At 62.2% G+C, this 25,806-nt stretch carries 25 protein-coding genes; 7 read left to right on the forward strand and 18 right to left on the reverse strand.

Features of this window, described 5'->3' with window-relative positions; genetic code table 11:
- The first annotated feature begins 65 nt into the window (after window positions 1-65).
- Both GYH35_RS02460 and GYH35_RS02465 read left to right on the forward strand, forming a co-directional pair.
- On the forward strand, window positions 66-506 hold the full coding sequence (locus GYH35_RS02460; protein ID WP_161813748.1) for a Zn-ribbon domain-containing OB-fold protein: 441 nt from the start codon (window positions 66-68) through the stop codon (window positions 504-506).
- The gene (locus tag GYH35_RS02465; RefSeq protein WP_161813747.1) at window positions 503-1,666 is read left to right on the forward strand and encodes a thiolase C-terminal domain-containing protein; all 1,164 of its coding nucleotides are present in this window, start codon (window positions 503-505) and stop codon (window positions 1,664-1,666) included. Before GYH35_RS02460 ends, GYH35_RS02465 begins: the two co-directional genes overlap by 4 nt.
- A gap of 11 nt (window positions 1,667-1,677) precedes the next feature.
- Here GYH35_RS02465 and GYH35_RS02470 read toward each other — a convergent pair whose 3' ends face one another.
- From GYH35_RS02470 to GYH35_RS02520, 11 genes are all read right to left on the reverse strand, one after another.
- A complete protein-coding gene (locus tag GYH35_RS02470) occupies window positions 1,678-2,460 on the reverse strand; it encodes an SDR family oxidoreductase (protein WP_161827574.1) in 783 nt (260 codons plus the stop codon).
- A 2-nt stretch (window positions 2,461-2,462) separates the two neighbouring features.
- Window positions 2,463-3,218, reverse strand: a complete 756-nt coding sequence (locus GYH35_RS02475) for an SDR family NAD(P)-dependent oxidoreductase (RefSeq protein WP_161813745.1) — start codon at window positions 3,216-3,218, stop codon at window positions 2,463-2,465.
- Window positions 3,219-3,231: 13 nt separating this feature from the next.
- Window positions 3,232-4,353, reverse strand: coding sequence for an acyl-CoA dehydrogenase family protein (locus tag GYH35_RS02480; protein WP_161813744.1), 1,122 nt, complete (start codon window positions 4,351-4,353; stop codon window positions 3,232-3,234).
- Window positions 4,350-5,306 carry an acyl-CoA dehydrogenase family protein gene (locus GYH35_RS02485; protein WP_161813743.1) on the reverse strand — a complete coding sequence of 319 codons (957 nt, stop codon included), beginning with the start codon at window positions 5,304-5,306 and terminating at the stop codon, window positions 4,350-4,352. The genes GYH35_RS02480 and GYH35_RS02485 overlap by 4 nt, the downstream gene beginning before the upstream one ends.
- A 4-nt stretch (window positions 5,307-5,310) precedes the next feature.
- Entirely contained in the window at window positions 5,311-6,450 is a 1,140-nt protein-coding gene (locus tag GYH35_RS02490) for an acyl-CoA dehydrogenase family protein (RefSeq protein WP_161827575.1), read from the reverse strand.
- A gap of 10 nt (window positions 6,451-6,460) precedes the next feature.
- Window positions 6,461-7,675 carry an acyl-CoA dehydrogenase family protein gene (locus GYH35_RS02495; RefSeq protein WP_161813741.1) on the reverse strand — a complete coding sequence of 405 codons (1,215 nt, stop codon included), beginning with the start codon at window positions 7,673-7,675 and terminating at the stop codon, window positions 6,461-6,463.
- A gap of 22 nt (window positions 7,676-7,697) precedes the next feature.
- Window positions 7,698-8,489, reverse strand: coding sequence for an enoyl-CoA hydratase-related protein (locus GYH35_RS02500; protein WP_161813740.1), 792 nt, complete (start codon window positions 8,487-8,489; stop codon window positions 7,698-7,700).
- Between the two features lie 10 nt (window positions 8,490-8,499).
- Window positions 8,500-10,017, reverse strand: a complete 1,518-nt coding sequence (locus GYH35_RS02505) for an aldehyde dehydrogenase (protein WP_161813739.1) — start codon at window positions 10,015-10,017, stop codon at window positions 8,500-8,502.
- A 9-nt stretch (window positions 10,018-10,026) separates the two neighbouring features.
- On the reverse strand, window positions 10,027-11,628 hold the full coding sequence (locus tag GYH35_RS02510; protein WP_161827576.1) for a GMC family oxidoreductase: 1,602 nt from the start codon (window positions 11,626-11,628) through the stop codon (window positions 10,027-10,029).
- Between the two features lie 11 nt (window positions 11,629-11,639).
- Window positions 11,640-13,814: a TonB-dependent receptor gene (locus tag GYH35_RS02515; protein WP_161813737.1), complete on the reverse strand. Its 2,175-nt coding sequence runs from the start codon at window positions 13,812-13,814 to the stop codon at window positions 11,640-11,642.
- A gap of 154 nt (window positions 13,815-13,968) precedes the next feature.
- Window positions 13,969-14,748, reverse strand: a complete 780-nt coding sequence (locus GYH35_RS02520; RefSeq protein ID WP_161813736.1) for an SDR family NAD(P)-dependent oxidoreductase — start codon at window positions 14,746-14,748, stop codon at window positions 13,969-13,971.
- Window positions 14,749-15,004: 256 nt separating this feature from the next.
- Here GYH35_RS02520 and GYH35_RS02525 point away from each other — a divergent pair, with 256 nt between their 5' ends.
- Entirely contained in the window at window positions 15,005-15,739 is a 735-nt protein-coding gene (locus GYH35_RS02525; RefSeq protein ID WP_161814268.1) for an IclR family transcriptional regulator domain-containing protein, read from the forward strand.
- Between the two features lie 4 nt (window positions 15,740-15,743).
- Here the strand turns inward: GYH35_RS02525 and GYH35_RS02530 are convergent, their stop codons facing one another.
- The 6 genes from GYH35_RS02530 to GYH35_RS02555 are packed head-to-tail and all read right to left on the reverse strand — an operon-like array spanning window position 15,744 to window position 21,143.
- On the reverse strand, window positions 15,744-16,427 hold the full coding sequence (locus tag GYH35_RS02530) for a TetR/AcrR family transcriptional regulator (RefSeq protein ID WP_161813735.1): 684 nt from the start codon (window positions 16,425-16,427) through the stop codon (window positions 15,744-15,746).
- Window positions 16,428-16,454: 27 nt separating this feature from the next.
- Complete coding sequence (locus tag GYH35_RS02535) at window positions 16,455-17,258, reverse strand: enoyl-CoA hydratase/isomerase family protein (RefSeq protein WP_161813734.1); 804 nt, start codon at window positions 17,256-17,258, stop codon at window positions 16,455-16,457.
- Window positions 17,259-17,268: 10 nt separating this feature from the next.
- A complete protein-coding gene (locus tag GYH35_RS02540) occupies window positions 17,269-17,592 on the reverse strand; it encodes a 2Fe-2S iron-sulfur cluster-binding protein (protein WP_161827577.1) in 324 nt (107 codons plus the stop codon).
- A 7-nt stretch (window positions 17,593-17,599) separates the two neighbouring features.
- Window positions 17,600-18,811, reverse strand: a complete 1,212-nt coding sequence (locus GYH35_RS02545; RefSeq protein WP_161827578.1) for a cytochrome P450 — start codon at window positions 18,809-18,811, stop codon at window positions 17,600-17,602.
- Between the two features lie 11 nt (window positions 18,812-18,822).
- Window positions 18,823-20,016, reverse strand: coding sequence for an aromatic ring-hydroxylating oxygenase subunit alpha (locus tag GYH35_RS02550; RefSeq protein ID WP_161827579.1), 1,194 nt, complete (start codon window positions 20,014-20,016; stop codon window positions 18,823-18,825).
- A 20-nt stretch (window positions 20,017-20,036) separates the two neighbouring features.
- Window positions 20,037-21,143, reverse strand: a complete 1,107-nt coding sequence (locus tag GYH35_RS02555; protein WP_161813730.1) for a cytochrome P450 — start codon at window positions 21,141-21,143, stop codon at window positions 20,037-20,039.
- Between the two features lie 193 nt (window positions 21,144-21,336).
- On the opposite strand from GYH35_RS02555, the gene GYH35_RS02560 reads away from it, so the two are divergent.
- Window positions 21,337-22,101 (forward strand): SDR family NAD(P)-dependent oxidoreductase, encoded by a 765-nt coding sequence (locus GYH35_RS02560; protein ID WP_161813729.1) that lies wholly within the window; start codon window positions 21,337-21,339, stop codon window positions 22,099-22,101.
- Window position 22,102: 1 nt separating this feature from the next.
- Here GYH35_RS02560 and GYH35_RS02565 read toward each other — a convergent pair whose 3' ends face one another.
- Window positions 22,103-22,420: a 2Fe-2S iron-sulfur cluster-binding family protein gene (locus GYH35_RS02565; protein WP_161813728.1), complete on the reverse strand. Its 318-nt coding sequence runs from the start codon at window positions 22,418-22,420 to the stop codon at window positions 22,103-22,105.
- A gap of 112 nt (window positions 22,421-22,532) precedes the next feature.
- On the opposite strand from GYH35_RS02565, the gene GYH35_RS02570 reads away from it, so the two are divergent.
- From GYH35_RS02570 to GYH35_RS02580, 3 genes are read left to right on the forward strand one after another with little or no spacing between them, the layout of a single operon-like run.
- Window positions 22,533-22,985: an acyl-CoA thioesterase gene (locus tag GYH35_RS02570; protein WP_161813727.1), complete on the forward strand. Its 453-nt coding sequence runs from the start codon at window positions 22,533-22,535 to the stop codon at window positions 22,983-22,985.
- A gap of 8 nt (window positions 22,986-22,993) precedes the next feature.
- Window positions 22,994-24,508, forward strand: coding sequence for a class I adenylate-forming enzyme family protein (locus GYH35_RS02575; RefSeq protein WP_161827580.1), 1,515 nt, complete (start codon window positions 22,994-22,996; stop codon window positions 24,506-24,508).
- Window positions 24,487-25,803, forward strand: coding sequence for an MFS transporter (locus GYH35_RS02580; RefSeq protein WP_161827581.1), 1,317 nt, complete (start codon window positions 24,487-24,489; stop codon window positions 25,801-25,803). The genes GYH35_RS02575 and GYH35_RS02580 overlap by 22 nt, the downstream gene beginning before the upstream one ends.
- The last annotated feature ends 3 nt before the right edge of the window (window positions 25,804-25,806 follow it).

Genomic DNA, 25,806 nt, shown 5'->3' on the forward strand with positions numbered 1-25,806 from the left:
TTTAGATGCCACGGCGGCAGACGCACCTCGGTTCGCCTATCGCACATCGTCTGATTGGAGATGTCATGCAATTTTCTTACGAGCAACATCGAATCATCGGCGGCATCGGCGCCGACGATGAATACTGGCGCGCATTGGAACAAGGTGAATTCAAATTACCTCGTTGCTCCGGCTGCGGACAATGGACGTGGCCCGCGCACTACCGTTGCGGTGTTTGTGGCTCGTGGGAATTCGTTTGGACACCGCTCGAACCCGTCGGCACCGTATATGCGTGGACGCGCACGTGTTATGCGTTCGAGCGGGTGAAGGAGCGCGCCGCCGATGTTCCCTACGTCACCGTGCTCGCCGAAATCCCCGCGGCTGGCAACGCGCGCGTCATGGGCATTCTGCAGGGCTCGGAAGAGAACCTCCGAATTGGCGCAGCTGTTCGCGGCCTGATCTTGCCACCCTCAGAGAAGAGCAAACATTATCCCTCCATCCAGTGGACGCTGGAGGCACACCGATGAGCACCATTCGCGGCAAGACAGCGATCGTCGGCGTCGGTCAAACACCGTATTACAAGCGTGGCACGTCGCCCGATCCCGAGCTGAAGCTTTGCGTACGCGCCATCGTCGATGCCTGCGAAGAGGCAGGCATCCAGCCGAGCGAAGTGGATGGGTTCATTTCATACGCCTCCGAACGTAGCGATGCGCAGAAGCTGATGCCTGCGCTGGGCACGCGCGAAGTTCGATTCGCAGCGCTCAGCTGGATCCACGGTGGCGGCATTCCTGGCGCACTCAGTATCGCTGCGAGCGCCATCGTTGCCGGACAGGCAAGTGTCGTCGCGGTCTATCGATCGATGGCCGAGAGCGCAGGACAACGTTTGCGCATCAACGTCGCGCAGAACGATACCGCCGCACAATACCTCGTGAACGGCCTGGAATCGCCGGTCCAGATTCTGGCTCTGCGCGCGCAGCGGCTGATCGAGGCCGATGGCGTGCCGGCAGAAACGCTTCGTGCGATGGCCCAGGCGTGTTACTACCACGCTCGCAACAATCCTCGCGCCTATGGGCGCAATACGGTGCTCGATGACCAGACCTATGCGAATGCGCGAATGATCTCGGAGCCGTATCGGCTGTTCGACTGCTCACGCGAAAACGACGGGGCTTGTGCGGTGATCGTTGTTTCCGCCGAGCGCGCGAAACACCTCAAACAGAAGCCCGCTTACATTCTCTCCGCACCCATGGGCGGTCTCGAAGGCAGCGGCGCGCGAGAGGAAAACATCCATCCGTATAGCACCGCCGGCCAGGCCGGCGTCGCGCGCAGGATGTGGGCCGAGTCTGGCTACGCGCCGAAAGACGTGGACGTCCTGCAGGTGTATCAGAACATGACCGGCATGGGCGTCGGCGCCCTCATCGATCATGGTTTCTGCACTTTCGAGAACGCAGGCGAAGTCATCCGCTTCGAGAATCTGATCGCGCCCAACGGCGCCCTGCCCTGTAACACCTCGGGCGGCGATCTCGCCGAAGGCTTCATTCACGGCATGGGTTTGATGGCGGAAGCAGTACGTCAACTACGCGGTACGTCCACCAATCAGGTGCCCGATGCGAAGCTTTCGCTCATGACCGGTGGCCCGGGCGATACGCTCACCAGCACGGCCTTGTTCGGTACCGAAGAGACGCTGTAATAACCGCGTCGTTAAAACAAACCGGGGTAGGCGCCGCCGTCGACGACGACGTTCTGCCCCGTCATGAACGCAAACGGCGAGCCGGCCAGCGTCGCGATCAGATCGCCCATTTCATCCGCGCTCGCGATGCGTCCGGCCGGACAGGTCCGAATCGTTTCTGCGAGCACGGCTTCGAAGGAGAGTCCTCGTTGTCGGGCGCGCTCGCTCAGCGCGCCACGTAGCGCATCGGTGTCCACGAGCCCGGGCAGCACGCTGTTGATGGTCACATTGAATGGCGCAAGCTCGCGAACCAGCGCTGCAATCGCACCAGCAAGCGCCAGCCGCGCTGCATGCGAGTGCCCGTTCCTGATCTGCGGAAATTTGATGAAGCTCGCAGAGACGTTGACGATGCGTCCAAAACGACGCTGCTTCATGCCCGGTGTGTAGGCGCGGATCAGATCGAGCGCGGAATAGAAATGTGCATCGAACCACCCTTCCCAATCCGTTCGCGACAACGACTCGAACTCCGCTGGCCGCTGTGGAGTGCCCGCGTGAGCGATCAGGATGTCCGTGTGCGGATACGCCGCGATGATCCCTGCTCGTCCCTCGGGCGTGCTCAGATCCGCGAAGAGACCCTCAACGACACCGCCGGTCTCACGATGTAGCGAACCGACAGCTCGCATCGCAGACTCGTGCGTGCGAGCGACAATCGTTACCCGTGCGCCTTCGCTCGCGAGTCGCCGAGCCGTCGCATAGCCGATCCCGCGGCTACCGCCGCAAACCAACGCCATTCGGCCGGAGATGCCGAGATCCATATTCAGACAATCGACAGGCCGCCGTCGAGCGTGAGGCAGTGGCCATTCATATAAGACGCCTCGTCCGAGATCATCCAAACGGCGCCGCGAGCAATCTCGATCGGCTCCGCCCGACGGCCGTTCGGTAGTGTCATGGGGCCGACATCCTTGGGTTTCGTGGCCAATGCCTTCATCGCCAGCGGCGTATTCGTGGCGCCCGGCAGCAGTGCATTTATTCGAATGCCTTGCTTGGCGTAGTCGATCGCAGCAGCGCGCACGAGCCCGTTTACGCCGGCCTTGCCCGCGCAGTACTCCGGGCTCGTGGTCAACCCCATCACCGCGGCAACGGAGGAAATCGCCACGATGGAGCCGCCGCCCACTTTCAGCATCGCCGCGATCTCGTACTTCATGCACAAGAACATCCCGCGCAGGTTGATCGCCATGTGCGCATCCCATTCGGACGCGTCGAGCTCGTGCACTTTCTTGCCTAGCTGACCGATGCCAGCGCCATTGATAGCTCCGTCAAGACGGCCGCCGAAAGACTCCGCGGCTTCGACCATCGCCTTCACGTCAGTTTCAACCGCAACGTTGGCACGAACAAACTGTGCACGACGCACGCCGCCTGCATTCACGGCGTCCACGACCTCGCGGCCGCCCGCCTCGTTGATGTCAGCGACGGTAACGATTGCACCGTGACCGATCAGCAACTCAACAGCCGCGCGACCGATGCCGCTGCCGCCACCCGTCACGATCACTGACTTGTCTGCTAATCCAATCACGACGCGCCCTCGATCAGGAAATGGCGAGCAGTCCGCCGCGAGAAAAATCCGGGCCTAGCGCTGCCGCGAAGGAAAGCCCTGCCACGCGTTCGCGATGTTGCAGCGGTGTGCCGAGCCATGCGGCATTCAATCGCGCCCGCTTCATGAACAAGTGACACTCGTGCTCCCACGTGAAGCCGATCCCACCATGGAGCTGAATTGCATCTCCAGCGACCCCCGTGTAGACATCGCAGGCCGACGCCTTGGCCGAAGACGCCAGGGACGAAGCATTCGCCGCTGAACTCGCCACTTGCAAAGCCGCCTGAGTGGTCAAGGCACGCGCGCCTTCGAGCCAAACCTTCCAGCTGGCCGCGCGATGTTTCAGCGCCTGGAATGAGCCGATCGGCCGCCCGAACTGAGTTCGCACACTCATGTATGCGACCGTCCGCTCGAGGATGTGCATGCCGCCGCCGACGCTGTCCAGTGCGAGCGCGACACTCGCATGATCGAGCAACCGCTCCCATTGTTCGGCCGTGAGCAGTAGTCGCCGTGCGCCGTCTGTCTGCACTCCCTCGAGGGTGACCGTGCACATCGAGCGTGTCAGATCGATGATCGGCGCGGGCGTGACAACCACACCTTTCGCGGACACATCGAAGATCGCCAGGTCGACTCCGCGCTCACTTCGGACTGGCAGCAACAGATAGTCGACCTTGCTGCCGCAGCCTACGTGAGGAACACGACCGCTGACCACGCCTTCGGCAGTCACTCGAGGCAGTGGCTCACCTTTGAGCGGCAACGCCATCGAGATGCGAATCTCGCCGGCTGCGATCTTCGGCAGCCACATCGACTTCTGTGCGTCATCGCCGGCGAGCGCAATCGCTTCGGCGGCCAGCAACATCGGCAGCGCTGGCAACGGCGCGAGATATCGCCCCAGCTCCTCATAGAGAACAGCGAGGCCTGCATAACCCAAGCCCAGACCGCCGTGCTCCTCCGCGATGGCTACGCCGAACCAGCCCAGCGAGGCCGCTTCGTTCCATAGCTCATCTTCGGCTTGGGCCGTCCGACCTTCTTTAAAGTGTGCAACCGTGCCGTCCCACTTGCCCTCGAGCACGGGGCGGATTGCTTCGCGAAGCTCGTTGCCGGCTTCATCTGTCATGCGCGCCCTCCCGCGACCTTGGGCATCGATGAACGCGCCCATCGAGCGCGTGCAATGCTCCGCGCCGCTCCATGAGCACCACCGGCCTCACTCTGTAACGCGCGCAGCCGATAGGTCCAGAAATGCAGCAGGTGTTCATTGGTCACGCCCATGGCGCCATTGAACTGATGCAGGTCCACCATGAACTTCTGCACGTGTTGCTGGGCATAGCACGCCGCCTCGTCCGCATGAGCAGGGTCGCCGCTCCAGGCGGCGCGTAGCGTGAGGAAGTGGATGCCCTGAGCAATCATGTGACACTGCACGAGTCGGTGCTGCACGCTCTGATACGAACCGACGGCACGGCCGAGCACCTGCCTGTTGTTGACGTGGTCGATCGTGAAAGCGATGGCACTCTGTGCCGTACCGGAACATTCGGCGGCCAACGCGACACGCCACCACTGCCTCAACTGAACCGCCGCGCCTACGATGCGCTGGCATCGGGTGAGATCCGGCTCGGTACGAAAGCGTCCGAACGGATACGCATAAATAGACGGCGTGATTTCGACGTCTTTTGCCTCGATCTTGAGGACGAGTACATCGTCGCCGCTTTCCACGAATGCGGTGCGCGCCACAGGAAGATTGCGGACCGGCTTGTCGAGGCCCCCCTCCCCGATCAAGGCAATGGGCCCTTCGACTCGCTCATCGGGCAGCAGCCGAGCCGCGACGATTGCGGACGCGCCCACCTCGACCGTCGCCGGAATACGGGACGCTTCGATTGTGACCAGCGCCGCTTCCAGCGCGCCCAGATCGCGACCGGCGTCGAGAAAGCCGTTTTCGAGCAGCAGGTGCTGCAGCTTGTGATCGAAATGGCAGAAGCCGTGGCGATTCGACACCGTCAGCTCCGAATGATCGCCGAGAATGGCCTGCACGGCCTCGACGAGAGCGGACTGTTCCTCGGTCAGTTTGAAATCCATCGACTCATTTCCTCGGCAGCCCGAGGCCGCGTTGCGCCACCAGATCGAGTTGGATCTCGTTGGTGCCGCCGGTAATGCCGGCGGGCGTGTTGATCCGATAGTAGTCGTCGAGCAGCAGGTGGCCGCCGGCCAGCGCATCCGGTGCAAACTGCGCGATGAAGTCCATTAAATCCTGCACGGCTTCGAGCGAACAGATGCGTGACAGGTTGGCGTCGGTGTTCGGCGGCTGACGTTTCACGCGCTGATCGACCACTCGATACGTCAGCAAGCGAGCCGCCTCGAACTTGGCGACCAGCTCGCCGGCGAGCGTCTGGATGACGGCGTCGTCCCAGCGCCCCTCGCTCTGTAACTTCTCGACCATCATGTCGAGCGCCTCGAGGCCAACGTGATATCGCGGCACGCCAACGCGCTCGTACGACAGCGCGTGCGTAATGATTTCCCAGCCACGGTTCTCCTCGCCGACCCGTGCGCCCACCGGCACGCGCACGTCTTCGAAGAACACTTCGTTGAGATGACCGTCTTTCACCAGCCCGGAATAGGACGCGACGCGAATGCCGGGCGAATTCATCGGGACGAGCAGCACGGTAATGTCCTTGCGCTCGGACCCTGTACGCACCAGCAGGATGCACCAATCGGCCTTGCGCGCGTAGGACGTCCAGATCTTGCCGCCGTTGACGATGTAGTGATCGTCGCGACGCTCCGCTTTGGTCTTCAACGCTGCGAGATCCGTGCCCGCATTCGGCTCGGAGAAACCCTGGCACCAGATGACCTTGCCGCTCGCGATGCCGCCCAGGTGCTCGCGCTTCTGCTCCTCGGTGCCGTACTTCATGAGCACGGGTCCGATCCAGTTGATGTTCATGTACTGGCCGCCGCGAGGCTCGCCAGCCGCTTTCATCTCTTCGCCGAGGATGAAATGCTCCCAGTCCTCTCCGGCGTTGCCGCCGTACTCGGTCGGCCAGTGCGGCACCAACAGTCCTCGCTTGGCGAGCTCGGCGCAAAACCAGCGCGAGAACTCCATCGCTTCGTCGGAGGCATAGCTGCGCTTGACGTAGAACTCATCCCAGTTGTCCGGGAGGAGCTCGTCCAACGCGGTGCGCACGCGTTGTCGATACTCGTTTTGTTTGGGAGTCCAGCCGAATTCCATGTTGCAGCCCTTAGTGTCCGCTGGCGAGCTTCGGCTCGCGCGGTAGACCTAGCGTCTTCTCAGCGATGATGTTGCGTTGGATCTCGTTGCTGCCCCCTGCGATGGTGCAAGCCCACGAGTACAGGTTGTCGTGCATCCAGTAGCCGGATTCGTAACCGCCGCCCATCAGCACCGATTGCACGTATTGGCCGGAGATGCCGCCCAGCTGCACACCGAGGTCGGTGAACTTCTGCAGCATCTCGCTGTGATAGATCTTGATGATGGATGCTTCGGAGCCGCCCCCGTCGCCACGCAACGCACGGGTCAGCATGTTTCCCACCAGCACATGGAGCGTCTCGGTGCCGATGTGCACATCGACGAGCTGGCGGCGAATGCCGGCGTCATCGATGAACCGACCGCCCCACGGCGCCGGCTTGGAAGCATCGCGCACCAACAGAGCCAGCGCCTGGCGCATACGCTCAGCGAACTCCAGCGCCGTGAGGCCGCGCTCTGACGCGAGTGTCGATTGAGCAACCGCCCAACCCTGACCTTCTTCACCGATGCGGTTCTCAGCCGGAATCTCGACGTTGTCCAGGAACAGTTCGCAAAAGTGCGAGCCACCGGTGAGCATCCGGATCGGCCGGCGGGTGACGCCTTTGCTCTCGAGATCCAGAATGAAATAGGAAATGCCTTTGTGCTTGGGCGCGGTGGAATCCGTGCGCGCGAGCAGCAGACAGTAGCGTGCGCGATAGGCGTTCGACGACCATGTTTTCTGGCCGTTGATAACGTAGACATCGCCGCGACGCTCCGCCTTCGTGCGCAAACTGGCCAGATCGGAGCCGGCGCCAGGCTCGGAGAAGCCCTGGCACCAGATCTCATCGCCGGTCAGGATCGCTGGCAGATGTCGTTTGCGCTGCTCCTCCGAACCCCACTCCAGCAGTGTCGCCGGTGCGTGATAAAGAGAGATGAAATAGAGAACGAGCCGCGGCGCGCCGGCGCGGGCGAGCTCTTCGAACAACACGATCTGCTGCGGGAAGGACATGCCACCGCCGCCCCACTGCTTCGGCCAATGCGGAGCAACGTAGCCGCCCTCTCGCATCTGACGGAACCACCGCTTCTGAAATGCAGCGTGCTCGTCTTCGGACGCGCCGAGCATTTCGGCCTGCCAATCCTTCGGCAGATTGCGAGCGAGCCATTCGCGCACCTGCTGCCGAAAATCTTCGTGGGCCTTCAACTCTTCGATCATGGTCACTCCAGCGGTGGCGTGCTCAGCGACCGAGCCATTGTGGGGCGCGCTTCTCGAGAAACGCACGCGGACCTTCGCGATAATCTTCCGCGCTGGCATTGCGCTCGAATGCTTGTCTCATCACGACACGCAACTCAGCATCGCTCATATCGGCCGCGACTCGCGCGACCTTCAAGCTTTCACGAACGGCGACAGGTGCGCATTTCGCAACCGCTTGCGCGAGTTCGACGGCAACATCGAGCGCGGAGCCGGCGGAGGCGACTCGATTGACGAGTCCGTGAGCATGCGCCTGCGTCGCCGATAGTACCTTTCCGGTCGCGATCAGCTCGATGGCGATATTCCGGGGTAGTAAACGAGGCAGTCGGTAAACGCCCCCCGCCGCCGCCATGAGTCCGCGTGACGTCTCGGGCAAACCAAACGTCGCAGTCTCCGCGGCTACGACCATGTCGCAAGTGAGAACAATCTCGAAACCGCCGCCGAGCGCGAAACCCTCGACAGCGGCGATCCAGGGTTTCTCTCGAGAATAATTCACGAAGCCTGCAAACCCGCCGCGTGACGTTCCCAAGGTCGCCGCGCGCCCCGCCGCCACTTCTTTCAAATCCGCACCCGCGCAGAAGGCTTTGCCGCCCGCGCCGGTCAGCACGACTACCCAGGTGTCCGTGTCAGCTTCGGTGAGCGTCAGAGCTCGATCGATGCCCTCCGCCACCGAAGCACTGACGGCATTGCGAGCCTCAGGTCGATCGATCGTGATCACCGCGACGTGCGGTGCTGGCGAATGGAGCCGGACGGTGTCGGAAAGATTCTCTTGCTTCACGGTCTCTGCCTCAGGCCTTCGCTCGCGAGGCTTCTGCCGCGGCGATGTGCGCAGGCAGGCCGTCGAGCAATACCGTCTTGGTTTCGAGATAGGGCATGAGTCCTTCGACTCCGCCTTCTCTGCCGACACCCGACTGTTTGAATCCGCCAAACGCAATCGAGAAGTCGAGACGCAACCCGTTGTGACCGACGGTACCGCTGCGGAGCCGACGCGCCACCGAATAGGCGCGCTCGACGTCGTTGGTAAACACGGTCGCGTTCAATCCATACGGGCTGTCGTTGGCCAACTCGATGGCGTGCTCGTCGTTGTCCGCGGCAATGGCGACGATCACCGGGCCGAAGATTTCTTCCTGCGCGATGGCTGAGCGATTGTCGACGCCCGCGAACACTGTCGGTTCAACGAAGAATCCACGCGACAGGTGCGACGGCCGCCGGCCACCCGTGGCGATCTTGAAGCCAGCCTCTTTGCCCTTCGCGATGTAGCGTTCGACGATGTCACGTTGTCTTGCCGTCGCCAGCGGCCCCATCTGCGTCGTTGGATCGAACGGATCGCCGACCACGACCTTCGACAGCTTGCTGCTGAGCGCCTCGACGAAAGCATCGTGCCGCGAGCGCGAGACAATCATGCGAGTGAGGGAGGCGCAGACCTGACCGGTCATGTCGCATGCATTCGCGGCGATCGACTGTGCCGCCTGCTCCACATCGTAGTCATCGAGCACGACCGCTGCCGACTTGCCACCGAGCTCGAGCGTGTAACGCGCCATCCGTTCGCCAAGAATCGAAGCGATACGCTTGCCGGTAGCGCTGGAGCCGGTGAATGCAATCTTGTCGATGCCGGGATGGCGCACGAGCGCTTCGGACGCCTCGCGATCGGCGGTGACGACATTGAGCACGCCCGGCGGGAGCCCTACTTTCTCCGCGATCTCGGCCATGATCAGCGCATGACTTGGCGCCTCCGGCGACCCTTTGATCACCACGGTGCAGCCCGCGAGCAATGCCGGCGCGACTTTGAACCCGATGAGCGCAATCGGTCCATTCCAGGGAATGATTGCACCGACGACACCCACAGGCTCGCGCACCAGCAGTCCGACTTTCGCGCCAGAGAACGTGCGACGTTTTTCTTCGAAGGCGAACTGACCGGCGAGGCTCGCATAGAACTTGTACATGCCACTCACACCGCCGGCGTATGCAGTCGCCATCGAGTGCAGGATGCCCATCTCATTCGGCCACGCCCGGGCGACATCCTGCTTGCGACGATCCAGTTCCTCGGCGATCGCCATCAGATAGCGCCCACGCTCGGCATGTGACATTCGGGGCCATGGGCCCTTGTCGAACGCAACACGTGCGGCTGCGACGGCTCGGTTGATATCCGCTGACGACGCCGCGGCGACCGAAAGGTATTTCTGCTCTGTCGCCGGCGCGATGACGTCGAGACTCTGATTCGACGAAGCCGCGACCCAGGCGCCGTCGATGAACAAGCGGTCCGGATACTTCAGGCTGGAGATATGATTCATGGATGTCGCGCTCATAGGAATCTCTCAACGCTCCGCCAGAATGAGATCCGCCGCCCGCCAGCCGAGCACCATGGCCGGCCCGTTGGTATTGCCGGAGGGCATGACTGGAAAAACCGAGGTGTCCACGACCCGCAGGCCATCGACACCTCGCACTCGCAGGCGTGGGTCGACAACGGATTGCTCATCCCTTCCCATGCGACAACTGCCGCATGCGTGATAGTTCGTGTAGCCCATCTGCAGATGGGCATCGAGGATCTGCTCGTCGCTCTGGTATTCAGCACCCGGGCGAGTCTCCTGCGGCTGAAACGCCGCGAGCGCCGGGCTTTTCACGAACCGACGCGTGAGCCGCACGATGTCGATCATCTTCTTGCGATCGTCTGGCGCCGTGCCGTATCCGGATTGGATCTCGGGCAACTCGCTGGCGTCGCGCGAGCGAATCGATACCGAGCCTTTCGATTCCGGCCGCAGCGGATACACACAGAGATTCATGCCACCGTGCGCTTCGACGCCCGCAGCCGGGTTCGTGTAGTTGATGCTGAAGGGTGCGATCAGCATCTGCATGTCTGGACGCGACAAATCAGCGCGTGATTTGAAATACGCAACGGCGTCGTAAACACCGGCCGCAAGCGGGCCGCGTCGGGTCAGATAATATTGAGTGGCGGAGCGATACCGGCGCCAACCCTGCAGGTCGCGGTTGACCGAAGAGCGATCCGGAACGCGCCATTGCATTACGAGTCCGCGATGCTCGACAACGTTGCGGCCCACTTCGGGACTCTCTTGAACCAAAGCAACGCCATGCCGATGCAGCAGCTCCGCCGGACCGACACCCGAACGCTGCAATACCGCTGGCGTGGACAGTGTGCCGCCCGAGAGCAGAATCTCTCGACGAGCCTTGAATCGCACCGTCGCGCCATTGTGAATCGCGCGAACTGACGAAGCGCGCCGCCCGTCGAACTCGACGGCATCGACGGCAGCACCCGTGATCACAGTCAGATTCTTTCTATCTCGAATCGGATCGAGAAAAGCCGTTGCGCCGCTTTGACGACGACCGCGATAGATAGTGCGCGGCGCGTAGCCGATTCGAGGCACGTCTTCCGGATCGTTGACGTCGGCTTTGGGTGCAAGCCCCATCGACGCACCGGCTTTGATGGCCGCATCGATCAGCGGCGTGCGCATTTCAGGTAACGAGATATGCAGCGGCCCGCGGTCGCCGCGCGTCGGCGCCGGCCCGAGCTCGTGATTCTCCATCGCACGATACGCGGCGCCGATGTGCTGCCAGCTCCAATCTTCACTCGAATTGGCCGCGAGCGAATCGTAGTCGGCATCCTGGCCGCGGACATAGACCATGCCGTTCACGGAGCTGGATCCGCCGAGGGTGCGTCCCCTCGCCCACGATTCGGCCGCGTGCTTGGAAGCGGTGTCCGGCTGCGTCATGTAGGGCCACATGTGCACCGGACTCGCCATGATTTTGAAAATGCCTTTCGGCATGGTGATGAACGGATGACGATGCGAGCCGCCCGCTTCGATCAGCAGCACCCGGTTCGCAGGGTCTTGCGAGAGCCGGTACGCGAGCACGCAACCCGCCGCACCGGCTCCCACGATCACATAGTCAAACGTTTCTTCCACGCCGCGCTCGATCAGAACTTATAAGACACCGAGACGCCGGCAGCCGCAGGCTCGCCGTAGATCTGCTGGATCGAGAATGGACCCGGCAGCACTTCGGCGCGATAGTCCTCATCCGTAACGTTGTTGCCGTACACGGTGACCGACGTTGACCCGGACAGCGACGTCCAGGTGGCGCGCAGATTCAGCAGCGTGTAGCCGTCCTCGACGAAGTCGTTGATGGGATCGAAGTAGAACTTCGAGGTCGCGTACAGATTCGCATCGAACGACAGCTCGCCCCACGATACCGGCTGGTGATAGTTCACGCCCAACGTGCCCGAGGTTTCAGGCGCACGTTGCATCTGGTTGCCGCTCGCATCGACCGGCGGGTTGATAAAGACGCCATACGCCGGCGAAGTCGGATCGAGCACCTGCTGATAGGAGACCGCGCCGGGGAATGACTTGTACTCGGAATGCACGTAAGTAGCGCCGGCACGCACCGACCATCGATCGGTCAGATCCGCCGTCACTTGCGCGTCGAGACCGTAAATCTCCGACTCGGCCGCGTTGCGCGTCAGACTGATCGTGCCGACGTACGACGCGATCTGCAGATCCGTGTAGTCGTAGTAAAACGCTGCGGCATCGAACGTGAGTCCCGAGCCGGCCAGCTTGTAACCCACTTCGTACGCATCGATCTTCTCGGGATCGACCGGCGTGGTCGACTCGGTGATCGGCACGAGACCGGCCTTGTAACCTTGGGTATACGAGGCATACACGTTCGAGTACGGCGACAGCTCATAGCGGAGCACCGCACGCGGCGTGACACTCGTCCAGCTGTGCTCGCCTTGACGCGTGTTCGCGGGATTCACCTTGTCCAGATAGCTGGCCTCGGATTCATCGCGTCCCCAACGCACGCCGGCGGTCAGGAACAATCCGTCCGCGATCTCATAAGTGCCGTCGGCGAACGCAGCCAACGACTTCTGCACGATGTTGGAACGGAAGGCGCTGAATGGGGCCGCCGTGCCGACCTTCTGATTGAAGGACGGATATTCGTTCTCGTTGCGGTAGTAGAACAGGCCCGTGACCCAGGAGAATTTCTCGCCCTCGTTCGAAGACAGGTTGAATTCCTGCGTCAAAGTCTTGTCGTTCACGCGCCAGGCCGCGGAGAAGATGTCCACCGGCGTGCTGTCGTAGTCCTTCGCTTCATCGCTCTTCTCGTCGCGATACATCGAATAAGAAGTGAAATTCAAGCCGCCCAGGTCGAAGTCGCCGCGCAGCGTTGCACTCGTGCCCGCGTAATCGTGGCCTGCCTTCGCCGTACCGGAGTAGTTGTGTGGACCGGTCGCGATAAGCGTCCCGGGAATCACAGAGCCGGCCGACATCCCTTCATAGGCGCTGGTGATGTTCGCGGTCGGATCGTCAGCTTCGCGATGCTCGAGCGTCAGCGCGATCTTCGCGGCATCGGAGGGCTTCCAGAGGATCTTCGAACGCACGGTCGATCGTTCGAACGCGGCGACGTCATCCTTACCGGTGACCAGGCTCTTGACGCTGCCATCGCCCTCTTCGTAGTACGCAGTGAGATCCGCAGAGATCGTGTCGGTCAAACCGCCGGACAGATAGCCGCTCACGGTGGCACGGCCGAACGAGCCGAAGCCCGCACGCACTTCGCCCGTGAACTCATCCGTAGGATCGCGCGTGGTGACGAGAATGGCGCCACCCGTGGCGTTGCGGCCAAACAGCGTGCCTTGCGGACCCTTCAAGACATCGACGCTTTGCACGCTGACCAGATCGAAGTCCGAGCCCAACAGGTTCGGAACATAAAAACCGTCGACATAGATCGCGACGTTGGAGTTCATGCCGGGACCGGCGAGCGCGCTACCGACACCGCGAATGGTCGGCTGCACGTAAGAACCGGAGTAATCGAAGCGCAGACCGGGCACCGCTTGCGGCAGGGCGGCGGTCGCCGCAACACCGGCCGCGCGCAGCGTATCTCCGCTGAGCGAGGCGATGGAAATCGGCACATCGACGGAGCGCTCTTCGCGACGCTGCGCAGTGACCGTGATCACCTCGAGGCTCTCGGATTGTGTTTGGGCCGTATCGGCCGCTGGCGCTTCTGCCGTCTGCGCCGATGCGACGCCAGCAAGCAGGCTCGAAAACACGGATGCAGCCGTGAGCACCGACTTCACCGCTGATTGAACTGCAATCGTCATGGGTCCCCCTCTCACATCAAAAAGGTCAGATCGTTTTCGAACCGCTGAATCAGTTGTGCGATTATCGCCCTGATGTAACAAAGTCGCACATGAGTTTCCGGGTGTCAACGAGAAACCGGGTACGGGTTGGTTAAATCCGAGTCATTGCGACCGATCAACGCGGCGCCATGCGAATGGCGCCGTCGAGACGGAAGCAGGCTCCATTGAGGTAGCTGTTGCGACAGATCTCGAGCGCGAGCGAGGCATATTCCGCCGGCGCGCCGAGGCGCTTGGGAAAGGGCACCGAAGCCGCCAGCGCCTGGCGCACAGGTTCTTTCATCGTCGCCATCAGGGGAGTGTCGAAGATGCCGGGCAGAATCGTGTTCACGCGAATGCCTTCGTTCATCAGATCGCGCGCGACCGGCAATGTCATGCCGACAATGCCTGCTTTCGACGAGGCGTAAGCCGCCTGCCCTATCTGGCCATCTTCGGCAGCGACGCTGGCGGTGTTCACGATCACACCGCGCTCGCCATCATCCATCGGCTGCAGCTGCAACATTCCGGCCGCGGATTTCGCGATACAGCGGAACGTTCCAATCAGATTGATCTGCACGATGCGCTCGAACTGGTCGAGCGGAAAATGTTTGATCTCGCCCGTTTGTTTGTCGCGCGACGCGGTCTTGACCGCGTTACCGAGGCCGGCGCAGTTGACCAGGATGCGTTCCTGTCCAAACGCGGCCCGCGCCTTGGCGAAGCCCGCATCCACACTCGCGTCCTGACGCACATCGACCTGGCAGAAGACGCCACCGATCGCAGCCGCGACCGCTTCGCCCTTCTCAGCATTGAGGTCGAAGATCGCGACCTTTACGCCTTCGGCAGCCAGCCCGCGAGCAGTCGCCTCGCCCAGTCCGGAAGCACCGCCTGTCACGACCGCTGCACACCCCGTCAATTTCATGCTCACACCTCATCGCCGATACGGATCGCCGACCCTGGCATGGATTCCGGGTGGTGCTCATTCCAGTAGCACGTTTGTGCGATAATGTATCAACTGAATCCATATCGCACAACGGCTACCTCGCACTCTCCCGAGGAAGTCATTAGCATTGCAGCACCTCAAGACCGCCAACATGAGCCAACCGATTACACCGACTAACAAAACGCCCGACCTCGCAGCCCCGCCGACCAAGGCCGCCGCGAATCCGGAAGACCAGATGGGCGGCTTCGCCAAGGGGCTGGCGGTGATCGAGGCCTATGGCCGCGGCCGCTCCGCTTTGACCATCGCAGAAGTGGCCCGTCTCGCCGGTCTCGACCGCGCCTCGGCGCGACGGTGTTTGCTCACGCTGGTCAACCGTGGCTACGCGACGACCGACGGCCGCTACTTCGAGCTCACTCCGCAAATTCTGCGTCTGGGCAACGCGTACCTGGCCGCGCCGTTGTCGCGATTGATTCAGCCCTCGCTCGATCAATTGGCTCATGCAGTGAGCGCGTCCTGTTCGGCGTCGGTGCTCGATGGCACCGAGATCGTCTACATCGCGCGAGCCGCACACCATCAGTTGATTGCCGGCAGTCTGCACGCCGGCAGCCGGTTACCGGCGTACTGCACAGCCATGGGTCGCGTGCTCCTGGCTGGGCTGCCGCCCGCTCAAAGCCATGAGCGACTGATGCAAAGCGATCGCCGCGCCATCACTCCTCGCACCCTGACCGATATCGACGCACTCGAGGCCGAACTCGATCGCGTCCGAGCCAGCGGCTTCTCGATCATCGATCAGGAAGTCGAAATCGGCTCGATGTCGATCGCGGTGCCGATTCGCAATACGCAGGCCCGCACCGTTGCGGCCTTCGTCGTCGCGCTGCATGCGACGCCGGAGTCCGCGGCGCGCATACGAACCGAAGTGCTGCCGCGAATGCTCGAAGCGCAACGACAGCTCGCCGAAATCCTGCCCTGAAACGTCAACGCTTGCGCTTGGGCGCCACGACGTTGCGTTTCAAGTAGTCGTCCACCACGCCGACCACCTGCTCGATCAGCATGGCTCGCGGCACGTTGCGCGGCTTTTCCAACACCCACCGACGGAAGACGCTCATGAGCAGCGTCTCCAGGAAGAAGATGTGCCGCTCGGTCTCCAGTGGGTCGAACTCGTGGTGCTGAGCGAAGAACAAGCGCATCGCCGCCCGATTCATGGTCAGAAACGACGTCGCGCCGACCACTCGTTCGATCTCGGGCGCCTCGGTCGGCATGCGCAGCAACACCAGTGAATTGCGCTCGAGAATAGTCAGCAGCGCGGTGATGGCGATACGCACGGCTTCGATCTGCGGCTTGTCGAGGATGTCGACTGTCGTGACGCGCATCTTCTGAGCTGCCGTGGCCGCCACGTCTTCGTACCAGGCGAGCAGGATCGCCTCGTAAGTCGGGAAGTATTGATAAAGCGAGCCGATACTCACGCCCGCCCGCTCCGCGATCTGACGCGTCCCGACGTTGCCGAAACCGTGCTCTCGCACCAGCTCTTCCGTGGCCGCGAAGATGGATTGGACGGTCGTGCGCGATCGCTCCTGCGACGGCTTCTTCCGTCGCGACAAGGGTGAATCGCTCGAGGCGACCCGATTCGCCGCGGCTTTCAAAGAACGAGGGGCTCTCATCGCGCACATTGTTCAGACGTTCCTGCGTCAGTTGCCCGTGAACTTCGGCTTGCGCTTTTCCATGAATGCATTGGCGCCTTCTTTGTGGTCCTGCGTATACAGCGTCAGCTGATCGTAAGCGAGCGACGTCTCGAATGCACCGGCCATCATCTGCTTCAGCATGGTATTCACTGAAAGCTTGCCGTAGGAGATCGCCAGCGGCGGTCCGTCCGCGAGCTTGCGAGCCATCGCATCCACAGCCGCGTCGAGCTCATCGTCGGGCAGCGCATAGTTGATCAACCCGATGTCCGCCGCCTTGCGACCAACGATCGGCTCACCCGTGAGGATCAGCTCTTTCGCACGATGAAACCCGATCAGCAGCGGCCACAACGCAGCGCCGCCGTCGCCCGGAGCGATGCCATGCTTCACGTGCGAGTCGCATAGTTTCGCGGATTCCGCGGCGTAGACCAAGTCGCACGCCAGCGCCAGATTCACGCCCAGGCCATAAGCGTAGCCACGCACCTTCGCGATAATCGGCTTCTCACAATCGAGCATGTTCCAGAAGATTCGCCGGGCGGGCCGGGTTCGCGGCCGCCCCCGTCGTCCCTCGTTGTTCTGCTTCTGTTGTCCGCCGAGATCCGTGCCCGCGCAGAACGTGCCCGCGTCGCCGGTCAGAATCGCCACGCGCACGTCGTCGTCGGCATCGATATCGTCCCAGATGCGTTCCAGCTCGGTGTGCATCTGGCGATTCACGGCGTTCTTGCGGGCCGGATTGGAGAGCACCAGCGTCGCGATGCCGTCGCTGACAGACACCTTGATCATCTCGTAACGTTGCGGATCGATCGCTGACATGACTTGCTCCTCACCATTCCGGTGCGACAGTCACCTTCAGCCCATCGAGCTGGTCGGTGACATTGATCTGACAGGCCAGCCGCGACGTGGGCTGACGATCGTCCCGCACATACAGCAGATCGTCTTCCTGACTCTGCATGCCGGGCAAGCGCGGGAAATCCGCGGCATCGATAAAGACATGACACGTGCCACACGAACAGCACCCGCCGCAGCTCGTCACCGCGTTGATCTCCTGCACACCACCGTCCATGAGCGCATCTTTCAGAGAGCTGCCGGCCGTTGCATCGATCGTCAGCGTCTCGCCCGACCGGGTCGTCACATTGATTCGTGGCATGGCGGGCTCAGCCTCCAGCATGCCATTCGAGCGGCAGATGAGTCAGCGCCAGAATGGAGCCGCCCCGCCATTCGAGTTTCGCGCCCGGCGCCAGCCGGAAATTGGGAATACGCCGTAGCCATGCTTCTGTGAAGGTGCGCATCTCGGCCCGCGCCAGCACATTGCCGATGCAGGTGTGAGCGCCGATGGAGAACGCGATGTGCTGCCGATCCTGACGATCGATGTCGAAACGTTCAGGATCGGGATTCTTGCGATCGTCGCGACCCGCGACAGGCAGCGCGCACATCACCATATCGCCTACTTCGAAACGAGCGCCAGCAAGCTCGATCTGCTTCTTGACGATGCGCGGCTGATGCACGACTCCGTACATGCGGAGCGACTCCTCGACGAAGTCCGGCAGACGCTCCGGCTGACTGGCGAGCCGGCTTTGTAGCGCGGGATCGCCGGCGAGGTGATAGAACGCGAACGTCAATGCATTCGCCACCGTGTCGAGACCGCCGAGGAACAGCAGATATCCCATCGACTGGAACTCTTCCGCCGTCAACGGTTCGCCTCGCACACGCTCGGCGAGGAGCTTGCTGATGAGATCCTCGCGCGGCTCCTTCAAGCGTTGCTCGCGCAAATCCATCATCACGCCGATGATCGTCTCTTGCAGCTGAAGGCGACGCTCGCTGCTGATGTTGCTGAAGTACTCCAGCACGATGCCACGGAATTCTTCGAAACGCTCCAGCGGCATGCCCATCATTTCCATGAAGATCGACACGGGATAGGCCGCGCCCAACTCCTCGGCGAAGTCGCAATGCCCCCTGGCCTGCACTCGATCGATCAGCCGATCCGCCCACAGGCGCAGCTTGTCGGCCATCGCCGCGATGGACTTCTTGTCGAAGTGTTTGAGCAGCACCGCCCGATAGCGCGCGTGATCCGGCGGATCGAGGCTCAGGGGAATGAACTGCACCGGGCTGTTGAGCCGCGGGATGTGCAGCTCCTTGCTCGAGAAATGCTCCGGGTCGCGCAGGATGGTCGACATCAGATCGTAGCGCGTGATGATCCAATGACCGCCGTTGCGGGGCGTATAGAAGATGTCCGGCCCGGCGTCCTGGAATGCCTTGTACGCCGCATGCGGCCCGGCAAGCAGCCGCGGGTCCGTGTAGATGTCGACATCGACGACTTGTTCCGGACGCACGTGCGCCGGAATGCTGCTGATCGTTTCGGTGGCCATGGTCTGTTCTCTTACCCGCGGGTCAGTCCCATCTGTTCTTCGAGCACTTTGTGGAAAGTCGCGACATCCTGCTCCATGCCGCCCAAGGTCATCTGTTCCACCGCGCCGGCTTTCACGCCGCGCGTTCCCAGTTCAGAGACCCAGAAATCCTCGTCCGCGGTTACCCGCTGCATCAGCGCGATCGATTTTTCACAGCGCGCCTTCTCAGCCTCGGTCTCCGGTATGCGGTCGACGAGCATGTAGTAGTTGATGACGGTCCTGTCCGGCGACTGCGGCGACAGGAACATCACGTTGATATAGGTGGGGCTGGTGATGACGATGCTGCCGGGGATCAGCGTGTAGCTGAACACGCCCGAGGCTCGAAAGTCCTCGAACGTCTGCATGCCTGCGCCCTGCTCGCTCTTGTAGCCCGCGCGCGTCGAAGATTGCAGCAGATGTGGGCCGATCTGAGTAAAGGCTGTCGGTCGATCCTCGAACATTTTACCGAGCGACTTCGAGTGCAGCCGCGGCACGTGATAGTTCTCGAGGAACGCGTCGTGCACGAACTTCCAGTTCGCCGCGATCTCATAGCGCGCCTTGGTGTAGACGACCTGGTTCGGCAAGCCGATCGCATCGAACTCCGCGGCTAGATCGCCCGCGACAATCGAGAAATCCGCCTTGCTGTTGGGGTCCAGATTGACCCAGATGATGCCGCCCGCTTCGACACATTCGAGCGCCTTCAGCGAATGCTTCTTGCGATCGAGCCCCGGGAACACGTCTTCGCGCGGCACGCCGACGAGCTCGCCTCTCATGTTGTACGACCACGCGTGATACGGGCACACGATCAATCCGCCGGACTTCGGCTGCTTCTCGCGCGACAGCTGGATGCAACGATGCATGCAGACGTTCAGGAATGCATGCACCTTGCCGGCGTCGTCGCGGGTCAGGAGGACCGACGTGCCGTAGTCTTCATTCACAACGTGCATCTTCGGCTTCGGCAAAGCCGCCGATACTTCCATCGGCACCGGCTTGCCGCGGAACAGCGTCTTCTGCTCCAGCTCGAAGTACTCCGCAGACGAAAAGACCTTCGTGGGCAGATAGGTCACTGCCTTCGGCACCATGGTCGGATCGGAGTCCGTCAGCGACTCGACGATGCGGCGCTGTATCGCCGTCAACGGCCGACGAGGGATCGTCTGTTCGGTCATCACTTTTGCTTCAGTCGTCATGCACGCATCCTCAACAGTTGTCAGGCGCTCGCGCGCGGGCGCAGCACCAGTGGCAGCCGCGTCAACCCTTGGGTCTCGCCTTCGCCCCAGGCGATCGAATCGTCTGGATCCAGTTCCACGCGCTCGTAACGACGCAGAATTTCTTCGAGCGCGACCCGCAGCTCCAGCTTCGCAATGGCCGAGCCGAGACAGCGATGCGCCCCGAAGCCAAAGCCCACATGCGGATTGGGATTGCGGGCGAGATTTATCTCGTCCGGCTTGTCGAACACCGACGGATCGCGATTGGCCGCGCCGAAACACAGCAGCACCTGATCGCCAGCGCGAAGTTTCGAGCCACCAAGCTCGGCCTCGGCGACCACGGTGCGACGTAGATACGTGGCGGGCGATGCATAACGCACGAACTCTTCAAGAGCCGTTGGAAACAGTTCTGGCTGACTGCGCAGCCCTTCGGCGAGTTCCGGATACTTTGCGAAGAGCAGCAATGTCTGTGACAACGCCAGGTTCACCGTCGTGAACCCACCGAACAACAAGAGTCGTGTGATCGAGACCTGATCCTCGATGGAGAGCGGTCGGCCTTCGACACTGCCATGGGCGACGGCCGCCAGGACGTCCGTCGATGGATCGGCCGAAGCGGCACGCATCTTCAATTGCTCTATCAGATAGTCCGTCAGCTCTTGCGACGCCTTGATCGACGCCTCGCTGCCGCGACCGTGAATCAAACCGTCCACGAGTCCGCTCAGTCGGCGCGCGTCAGGCGGTGGAAATCCGAAGATCGCGAGCGCAGCGCTCACCGGAAACGGCTCCGTGAATCGCGCAACCATCTCCACGCGAGATTCGCCGGCAAGGCTGTCGAGCAGACTCGACGCGATGGCTCGCACTTTGGCCTCGTTGGCGGAGATGCGCTCTGGCGTCAGGAAAGGATCGAGCAATCGACGGAACTCACGTTGCAGCGGCGGATCGACCTCGGCAGGCACGTGCCGCGTCCGGCTCTCGTTCGGTAGAGCGATGCCCTGCGCGGACGAATAGATCCTGTGCTGAGCCGCCGCCGTGCGCAGGTCCGCGTGCCGGGTGACAACATGAAAGCCGCCGTACAGATCGCTGTGCGGCAACTCGGTTGCAGCCCGCATCGCCTCCCACACCTGCTCCGCGTTTCCACGGTGTTGCGCGGAATGGTGATCGAAGTGCGCGAAATCGAACGCTGTTGCTGGGCAACGCCCGGCCTCGGCTTTACTCACGCCTCGCCCCCTAGGCCCTGTACTCCGGCCGAGTTTATAGTGAACATTGTTCACTTTCTAGTCGCCTTTTCGGAGCTGCCGCAGGATGATGCGCTTTCAGGGCAAGACCGCGATCGTGACCGGCGCCGCCTCGCTCGACGGCATTGGTTTCGCAACCGCTGCACGCCTGGCGCGCGAAGGCGCCAGAGTTTTACTTACTGATATCGATGGCCTCGGTGTCGCCGCACGAGCCGAAGAGCTCGTAGCATCCGGCGCGACGGCGCGCGGTTTGTCTCATGACGTCAGCAGAAACGAAGACTGGCAGCGGGTCCTTGACGCCGCCGAAGCTGCGTTCGGCGCCATCGATGTTCTGGTGAACAACGCCGGCCTGGTGATCCTCAAAGGCATCGATTTGCAGACCGAAGACGAGTGGCGTCGGCAATTGGACGTCAACCTCACCAGCGTCTATTACGGCTGCCGCGCGGTGATTGCACACATGCGTCGCCACGAACGAGGTGGCGCAATCATCAACGTCTCATCGATTGCGGGCTTGATCGGCATGCGCCGCTGCGTCGGTTATGGCGCCAGCAAAGGTGGCGTTCGGCTCATGAGCAAAGCACTCGCAATCGAAACCGCGGCCGAAAGAATTCGCGTGAATACCGTGCATCCGGGCGTCATCGAGACACAGATGCAGCAGGTCGCAAAGGCCGACGGCGGCGAGCAATCAGCCCGGATCCACGCCACGATTCCCATGCAACGCATGGGCCGACCTGAAGAAGTCGCCGCGGCGATTGCTTTCCTCGCCTCGGACGATGCGGCCTATGTGACCGGCACCGAGTTGGTCGTCGACGGCGGCTTCACTGCGCAGTAGCTCACATGTCGGGAGCGACTGTCACGCGCAGGCCTTCGAGAGCTTCTGTCACCGGAATCTGACAAGAGAGGCGCGACGTGGGCTGTCTCGCATCGGAGCTTTCGAGCAGCGCATCCTCTTCTTCCGACAGCGGCGGCAGTCGGTCGAGTTGTTCGCTCGCCACGTACACGTGACAAGTACAACAAGCGGCGCAACCGCCACAGACCGCCTGGATTTCATCGATACCCGCCTCGCGCAGGCCCTGCATCAGCGAGGGCCCGGCCGCGACGGCAATTTCCCGATCCTCGCCCGAACGTGTAGTAACAGTCAGCTTCGGCATTTGCCCTCTCCCCCGAACTCGAGCCAGGTTCCGCGCTCGCGACAAGACGCGACTGGAACATGAACATTGTTCACTATACCATGAGCTCCACCGAAGTGAATGTGAGCAGCCGATGGCGCGCGTCACGATCGAATTGCCCGAACGGTTCGTGTTCTCGACACGAGTGCCGATCTACACCAGTCATATCAACCAGAGCCGCCACCTGGATTCGGTGGCGTTGCTGACGTTGTTCGCCGAGGCGCGCGCGCGAATGCTCAACGCGATCGACTACCGCCGCGGCAACATGGATGTGGCGCTGATCGTCGCCGACGCTGCCGTTACCTACCGATCCGAAGCGTTCCATGGCGAGACATTGCTGTTCGAGATCGGCGCCGTGGACTTCAACAGATATGGCTGCGACCTGGTGTTTCGAGCGACCGTCGATGGCGACGGCCGTGAAGTGGCCCGAGGCAAGAACGGCGTGGTGTTTTTCGACTACCGCTTGAAGAAGCCCGTACCCGCGCCGGCCGCGTGGGTCGAACGTCTGACGACGACCTCGCTGTGCAGTGACGACATCCTGGAGTAACGGCACCGATGAATTTTACGATTGCCCGCGCGCTGCGCTTCTGGTCCGAGGAGACTCCGGACCAGCCCGCGCTGAGCTACGAGGATCGCAGCGTCTCATTCAAAGAGCTGCACGCCTGGGCGGGACGGGTGGCGCATGACCTGTATCTGCGCGGCGTTCGACCCGGGGACCGGGTCAGCATCGTTGGGACAAACTCGCTCGACTACGCCGTACTCGCCTGCGGATTGATCCGGCTGGGCGCAATTGGCGCGCCGCTGAGCTTCCGTTCCACTGCATCGGAGCTTCGCGAATGGTTCGGCGAGCTTTCGCCGACGCTGATCTTTGCCGACGCGGAGCGGAGTGCCGCTGTCGCCGAGGCGCTGGGCGAGACCGCAGCCAAGAAGCTGTTGTCGCTCGAGTCGGTCATCCCTGCCCTGCGCACTGGCCCGGCATTGGCACCGACGCACGAGCCGGCGGACGAGGCGCCGGCTTTCATCATCGGCACCAGCGGCTCGACCGGTCGACCCAAAGGCGTCATCTATACGCATCGCATGGTCGTCACGTACGCCAGCGAGTTTGTATTGATGGAGCCGAAGTGCGGTCGCGGCTCCTCGGTACTGATGGTGGGCCCCTTCAGCTCGGGCTCGGGCTACCTGGTGATGACACAGGGCCTGACACAAGGCGCGACTGTTTATATCGAAAGCAAGTTCGTCCCCGAACGCGCACTCGACTTGCTGACTCGACATCGCATCACGTCTTTCATGGCGGCGCCGATCTTCTTCGAGCGCATCGCGGCTCTGCCGGCCTTTGCCGAAGCAGACCTGTCCCATCTCTATTGGACGCAAGTTGGCGGTGCTCGCGTCAGCGCCGCACTGCTCAGTGCGTGGCGAAGCAAAGGGGTCGTGCTTCGGCACGCGTACGGCTCGACTGAGGCAGGCGGTGCATGGGGCGCTCGCAGCGACGTGGCAGTCGCCGAGCCGCACAAGTGCGGCCGCGGCGGCATGTTCTCCGAATATGCCATCCGCTTGAACGATGGAACCATCGCTCGACAGGGCGGACCCGGCGAGATCCTCATTCGCTCGGCCTGCATGACCGCGGGCCTTTGGAACAATGAGTCAGGCACGCGCGAGATCTTGCGGGACGACTGGTTGCACACCGGCGACCTGGGCGAGATCGACGCCACCGGCAATCTCACCTTCATCGACCGGATCAAAGACATCATCATTTCGGGCGGGCTGAACATTTCCGCCGCCGAAGTCGAGCGCGTGATCGCCGACGTGCCCGGGGTACTTGAGGTCGCCGTCATCGTCGCTGCCGATGCCAGCTTCGGTGAGACGCCGCTAGCCATCGTGCACGGCGATGCGACCTGCATGACGACGACGATCATCGACCACTGCAATCGTCACCTGGCCAACTACAAGGTCCCGCGCTACGTCGCGATCGAGTGCGAGCCGTTGCCGCGGCTGCCATCGGGCAAAGTCGCGAAGCCCCTGCTCCGACAGAAGTATCAAGGAGCCGAGACATGGTTGCCGAAAGTCCGATAAGCGAGCTCACGGCGAACCCATCGGCACGGCGCGCGTGGCTGATCACGGTCTTCATGACCGTGTGCTTCACTCTTTCTTATATGGATCGGCACGTGCTCAGCCTGCTGGTCGAGCCGATCAAGCAGGCGCTGTCGCTCAGCGACACGCAGATCGGTCTGGCGCAGGGCCTGAGCTTTTCGATCTTCTACGTGCTGGCAAGCCTGCCGCTCGCCCGACTGAGCGATCGAGGCCACCGGCCGCGCATCATGAGCGCCTGCATCGCGATGTGGTGCTCGATGACGGCGCTCTGCGGATTCGTCACCAATTTCTGGCAATTGTTGTTGGCTCGCATCGGCGTCGCCGCGAGCGAGGCCGGACTGCCGCCCGCCGCGCTCACCATGCTCGCCGACATGAACGACGCCAAAGGCCTGGCCCGCGCCAATTCCGTATTCATGCTCGCGCCCTATCTCGGTGGCGGGCTGGCATTGATGGGCGGCGGCGCCGTGTATGCGTGGGTGCAAACATTGGGTCCGAGCATGGAGCCTTGGCGCTGGGTGTTCGTGATCATCGGCGCACCGGGATTACTCGCCGCGGCCCTCATGCTCCTGGTTGCCGAGCCACGACGCGAGCGCCCCGCCGCATCCAACAAGTCGTCATTCAAAGAGCTCGCCCGGTTTCTGCGTGCGCACGCCAGCTTCTATGCGTGCTACGTGCTCGCGATATCGATGCTGGTGATGATGTTGAACGCCATCGTCTCGTGGATGCCGGCGGTGCTGATGCGGTCGTTCCACATCGAACCCAAGGCAGCGGGCGCTGTATTCGGCCCCACCTTCCTGATCGCGGGCATTGCCGGCACGCTCATCGCCGGCCAGGTCATCAGCAAGGCCGGCGATAACCAGCCTCGCCGCACCGTCGAGCGCATCTTTCGATACATGCGACTGAGCGTCTGGATTGCGTTGCCCGCAGCCCTGATCGCCCCGCTCGCGCCCTCGGTCTCGCTGCAAATCGCAGTGATCGCGGTCGCCATTTTCTGCGTGAGCTCGGTGAATTCGCTGTCGTCCATGCCCTTTCTGTTGCTCGTTCCCACTCAGATTCGCGCACAGGCGGTCGCGTTTCTTGCGTTAGTCACCGCGCTGGTCGGCACCGGACTCGGGCCGATGCTGGTGGGATTGCTGAGCGACACGCTTTCGTTCACCGAACGTCCATTGCCCATCGCACTCGCCTGCGTGGGCGTCACAGCCGCAAGCGTGGCCGCGTTCCTGCTGCAAGTGTTGGTAAGACGCGCCCGGCAGATGGCGGCAACTCAATTTCAGTAAAGC

Origin of the sequence: Steroidobacter agaridevorans (genome assembly GCF_009932555.1) — a bacterium.
Taxonomy (GTDB): domain Bacteria; phylum Pseudomonadota; class Gammaproteobacteria; order Steroidobacterales; family Steroidobacteraceae; genus Steroidobacter; species Steroidobacter agaridevorans.

What these genes read in the sequence shown, in the direction of transcription:
- GYH35_RS02460 (WP_161813748.1), top strand. Translation starts at nt 66, where the DNA reads ATGCAATTTTCTTACGAGCAACATCGAATCATCGGCGGCATCGGCGCC.
- GYH35_RS02465 (WP_161813747.1), top strand. Translation starts at nt 503, where the DNA reads ATGAGCACCATTCGCGGCAAGACAGCGATCGTCGGCGTCGGTCAAACA.
- GYH35_RS02470 (WP_161827574.1), bottom strand. Translation starts at nt 2,460, where the DNA reads ATGGATCTCGGCATCTCCGGCCGAATGGCGTTGGTTTGCGGCGGTAGC.
- GYH35_RS02480 (WP_161813744.1), bottom strand. Translation starts at nt 4,353, where the DNA reads ATGACAGATGAAGCCGGCAACGAGCTTCGCGAAGCAATCCGCCCCGTG.
- GYH35_RS02485 (WP_161813743.1), bottom strand. Translation starts at nt 5,306, where the DNA reads ATGGATTTCAAACTGACCGAGGAACAGTCCGCTCTCGTCGAGGCCGTG.
- GYH35_RS02490 (WP_161827575.1), bottom strand. Translation starts at nt 6,450, where the DNA reads ATGGAATTCGGCTGGACTCCCAAACAAAACGAGTATCGACAACGCGTG.
- GYH35_RS02495 (WP_161813741.1), bottom strand. Translation starts at nt 7,675, where the DNA reads ATGATCGAAGAGTTGAAGGCCCACGAAGATTTTCGGCAGCAGGTGCGC.
- GYH35_RS02505 (WP_161813739.1), bottom strand. Translation starts at nt 10,017, where the DNA reads ATGAGCGCGACATCCATGAATCATATCTCCAGCCTGAAGTATCCGGAC.
- GYH35_RS02515 (WP_161813737.1), bottom strand. Translation starts at nt 13,814, where the DNA reads ATGACGATTGCAGTTCAATCAGCGGTGAAGTCGGTGCTCACGGCTGCA.
- GYH35_RS02520 (WP_161813736.1), bottom strand. Translation starts at nt 14,748, where the DNA reads ATGAAATTGACGGGGTGTGCAGCGGTCGTGACAGGCGGTGCTTCCGGA.
- GYH35_RS02525 (WP_161814268.1), top strand. Translation starts at nt 15,005, where the DNA reads ATGGGCGGCTTCGCCAAGGGGCTGGCGGTGATCGAGGCCTATGGCCGC.
- GYH35_RS02530 (WP_161813735.1), bottom strand. Translation starts at nt 16,427, where the DNA reads ATGAGAGCCCCTCGTTCTTTGAAAGCCGCGGCGAATCGGGTCGCCTCG.
- GYH35_RS02535 (WP_161813734.1), bottom strand. Translation starts at nt 17,258, where the DNA reads ATGTCAGCGATCGATCCGCAACGTTACGAGATGATCAAGGTGTCTGTC.
- GYH35_RS02540 (WP_161827577.1), bottom strand. Translation starts at nt 17,592, where the DNA reads ATGCCACGAATCAATGTGACGACCCGGTCGGGCGAGACGCTGACGATC.
- GYH35_RS02545 (WP_161827578.1), bottom strand. Translation starts at nt 18,811, where the DNA reads ATGGCCACCGAAACGATCAGCAGCATTCCGGCGCACGTGCGTCCGGAA.
- GYH35_RS02550 (WP_161827579.1), bottom strand. Translation starts at nt 20,016, where the DNA reads ATGACGACTGAAGCAAAAGTGATGACCGAACAGACGATCCCTCGTCGG.
- GYH35_RS02555 (WP_161813730.1), bottom strand. Translation starts at nt 21,143, where the DNA reads ATGCGGGCTGCAACCGAGTTGCCGCACAGCGATCTGTACGGCGGCTTT.
- GYH35_RS02560 (WP_161813729.1), top strand. Translation starts at nt 21,337, where the DNA reads ATGATGCGCTTTCAGGGCAAGACCGCGATCGTGACCGGCGCCGCCTCG.
- GYH35_RS02565 (WP_161813728.1), bottom strand. Translation starts at nt 22,420, where the DNA reads ATGCCGAAGCTGACTGTTACTACACGTTCGGGCGAGGATCGGGAAATT.
- GYH35_RS02570 (WP_161813727.1), top strand. Translation starts at nt 22,533, where the DNA reads ATGGCGCGCGTCACGATCGAATTGCCCGAACGGTTCGTGTTCTCGACA.
- GYH35_RS02575 (WP_161827580.1), top strand. Translation starts at nt 22,994, where the DNA reads ATGAATTTTACGATTGCCCGCGCGCTGCGCTTCTGGTCCGAGGAGACT.
- GYH35_RS02580 (WP_161827581.1), top strand. Translation starts at nt 24,487, where the DNA reads ATGGTTGCCGAAAGTCCGATAAGCGAGCTCACGGCGAACCCATCGGCA.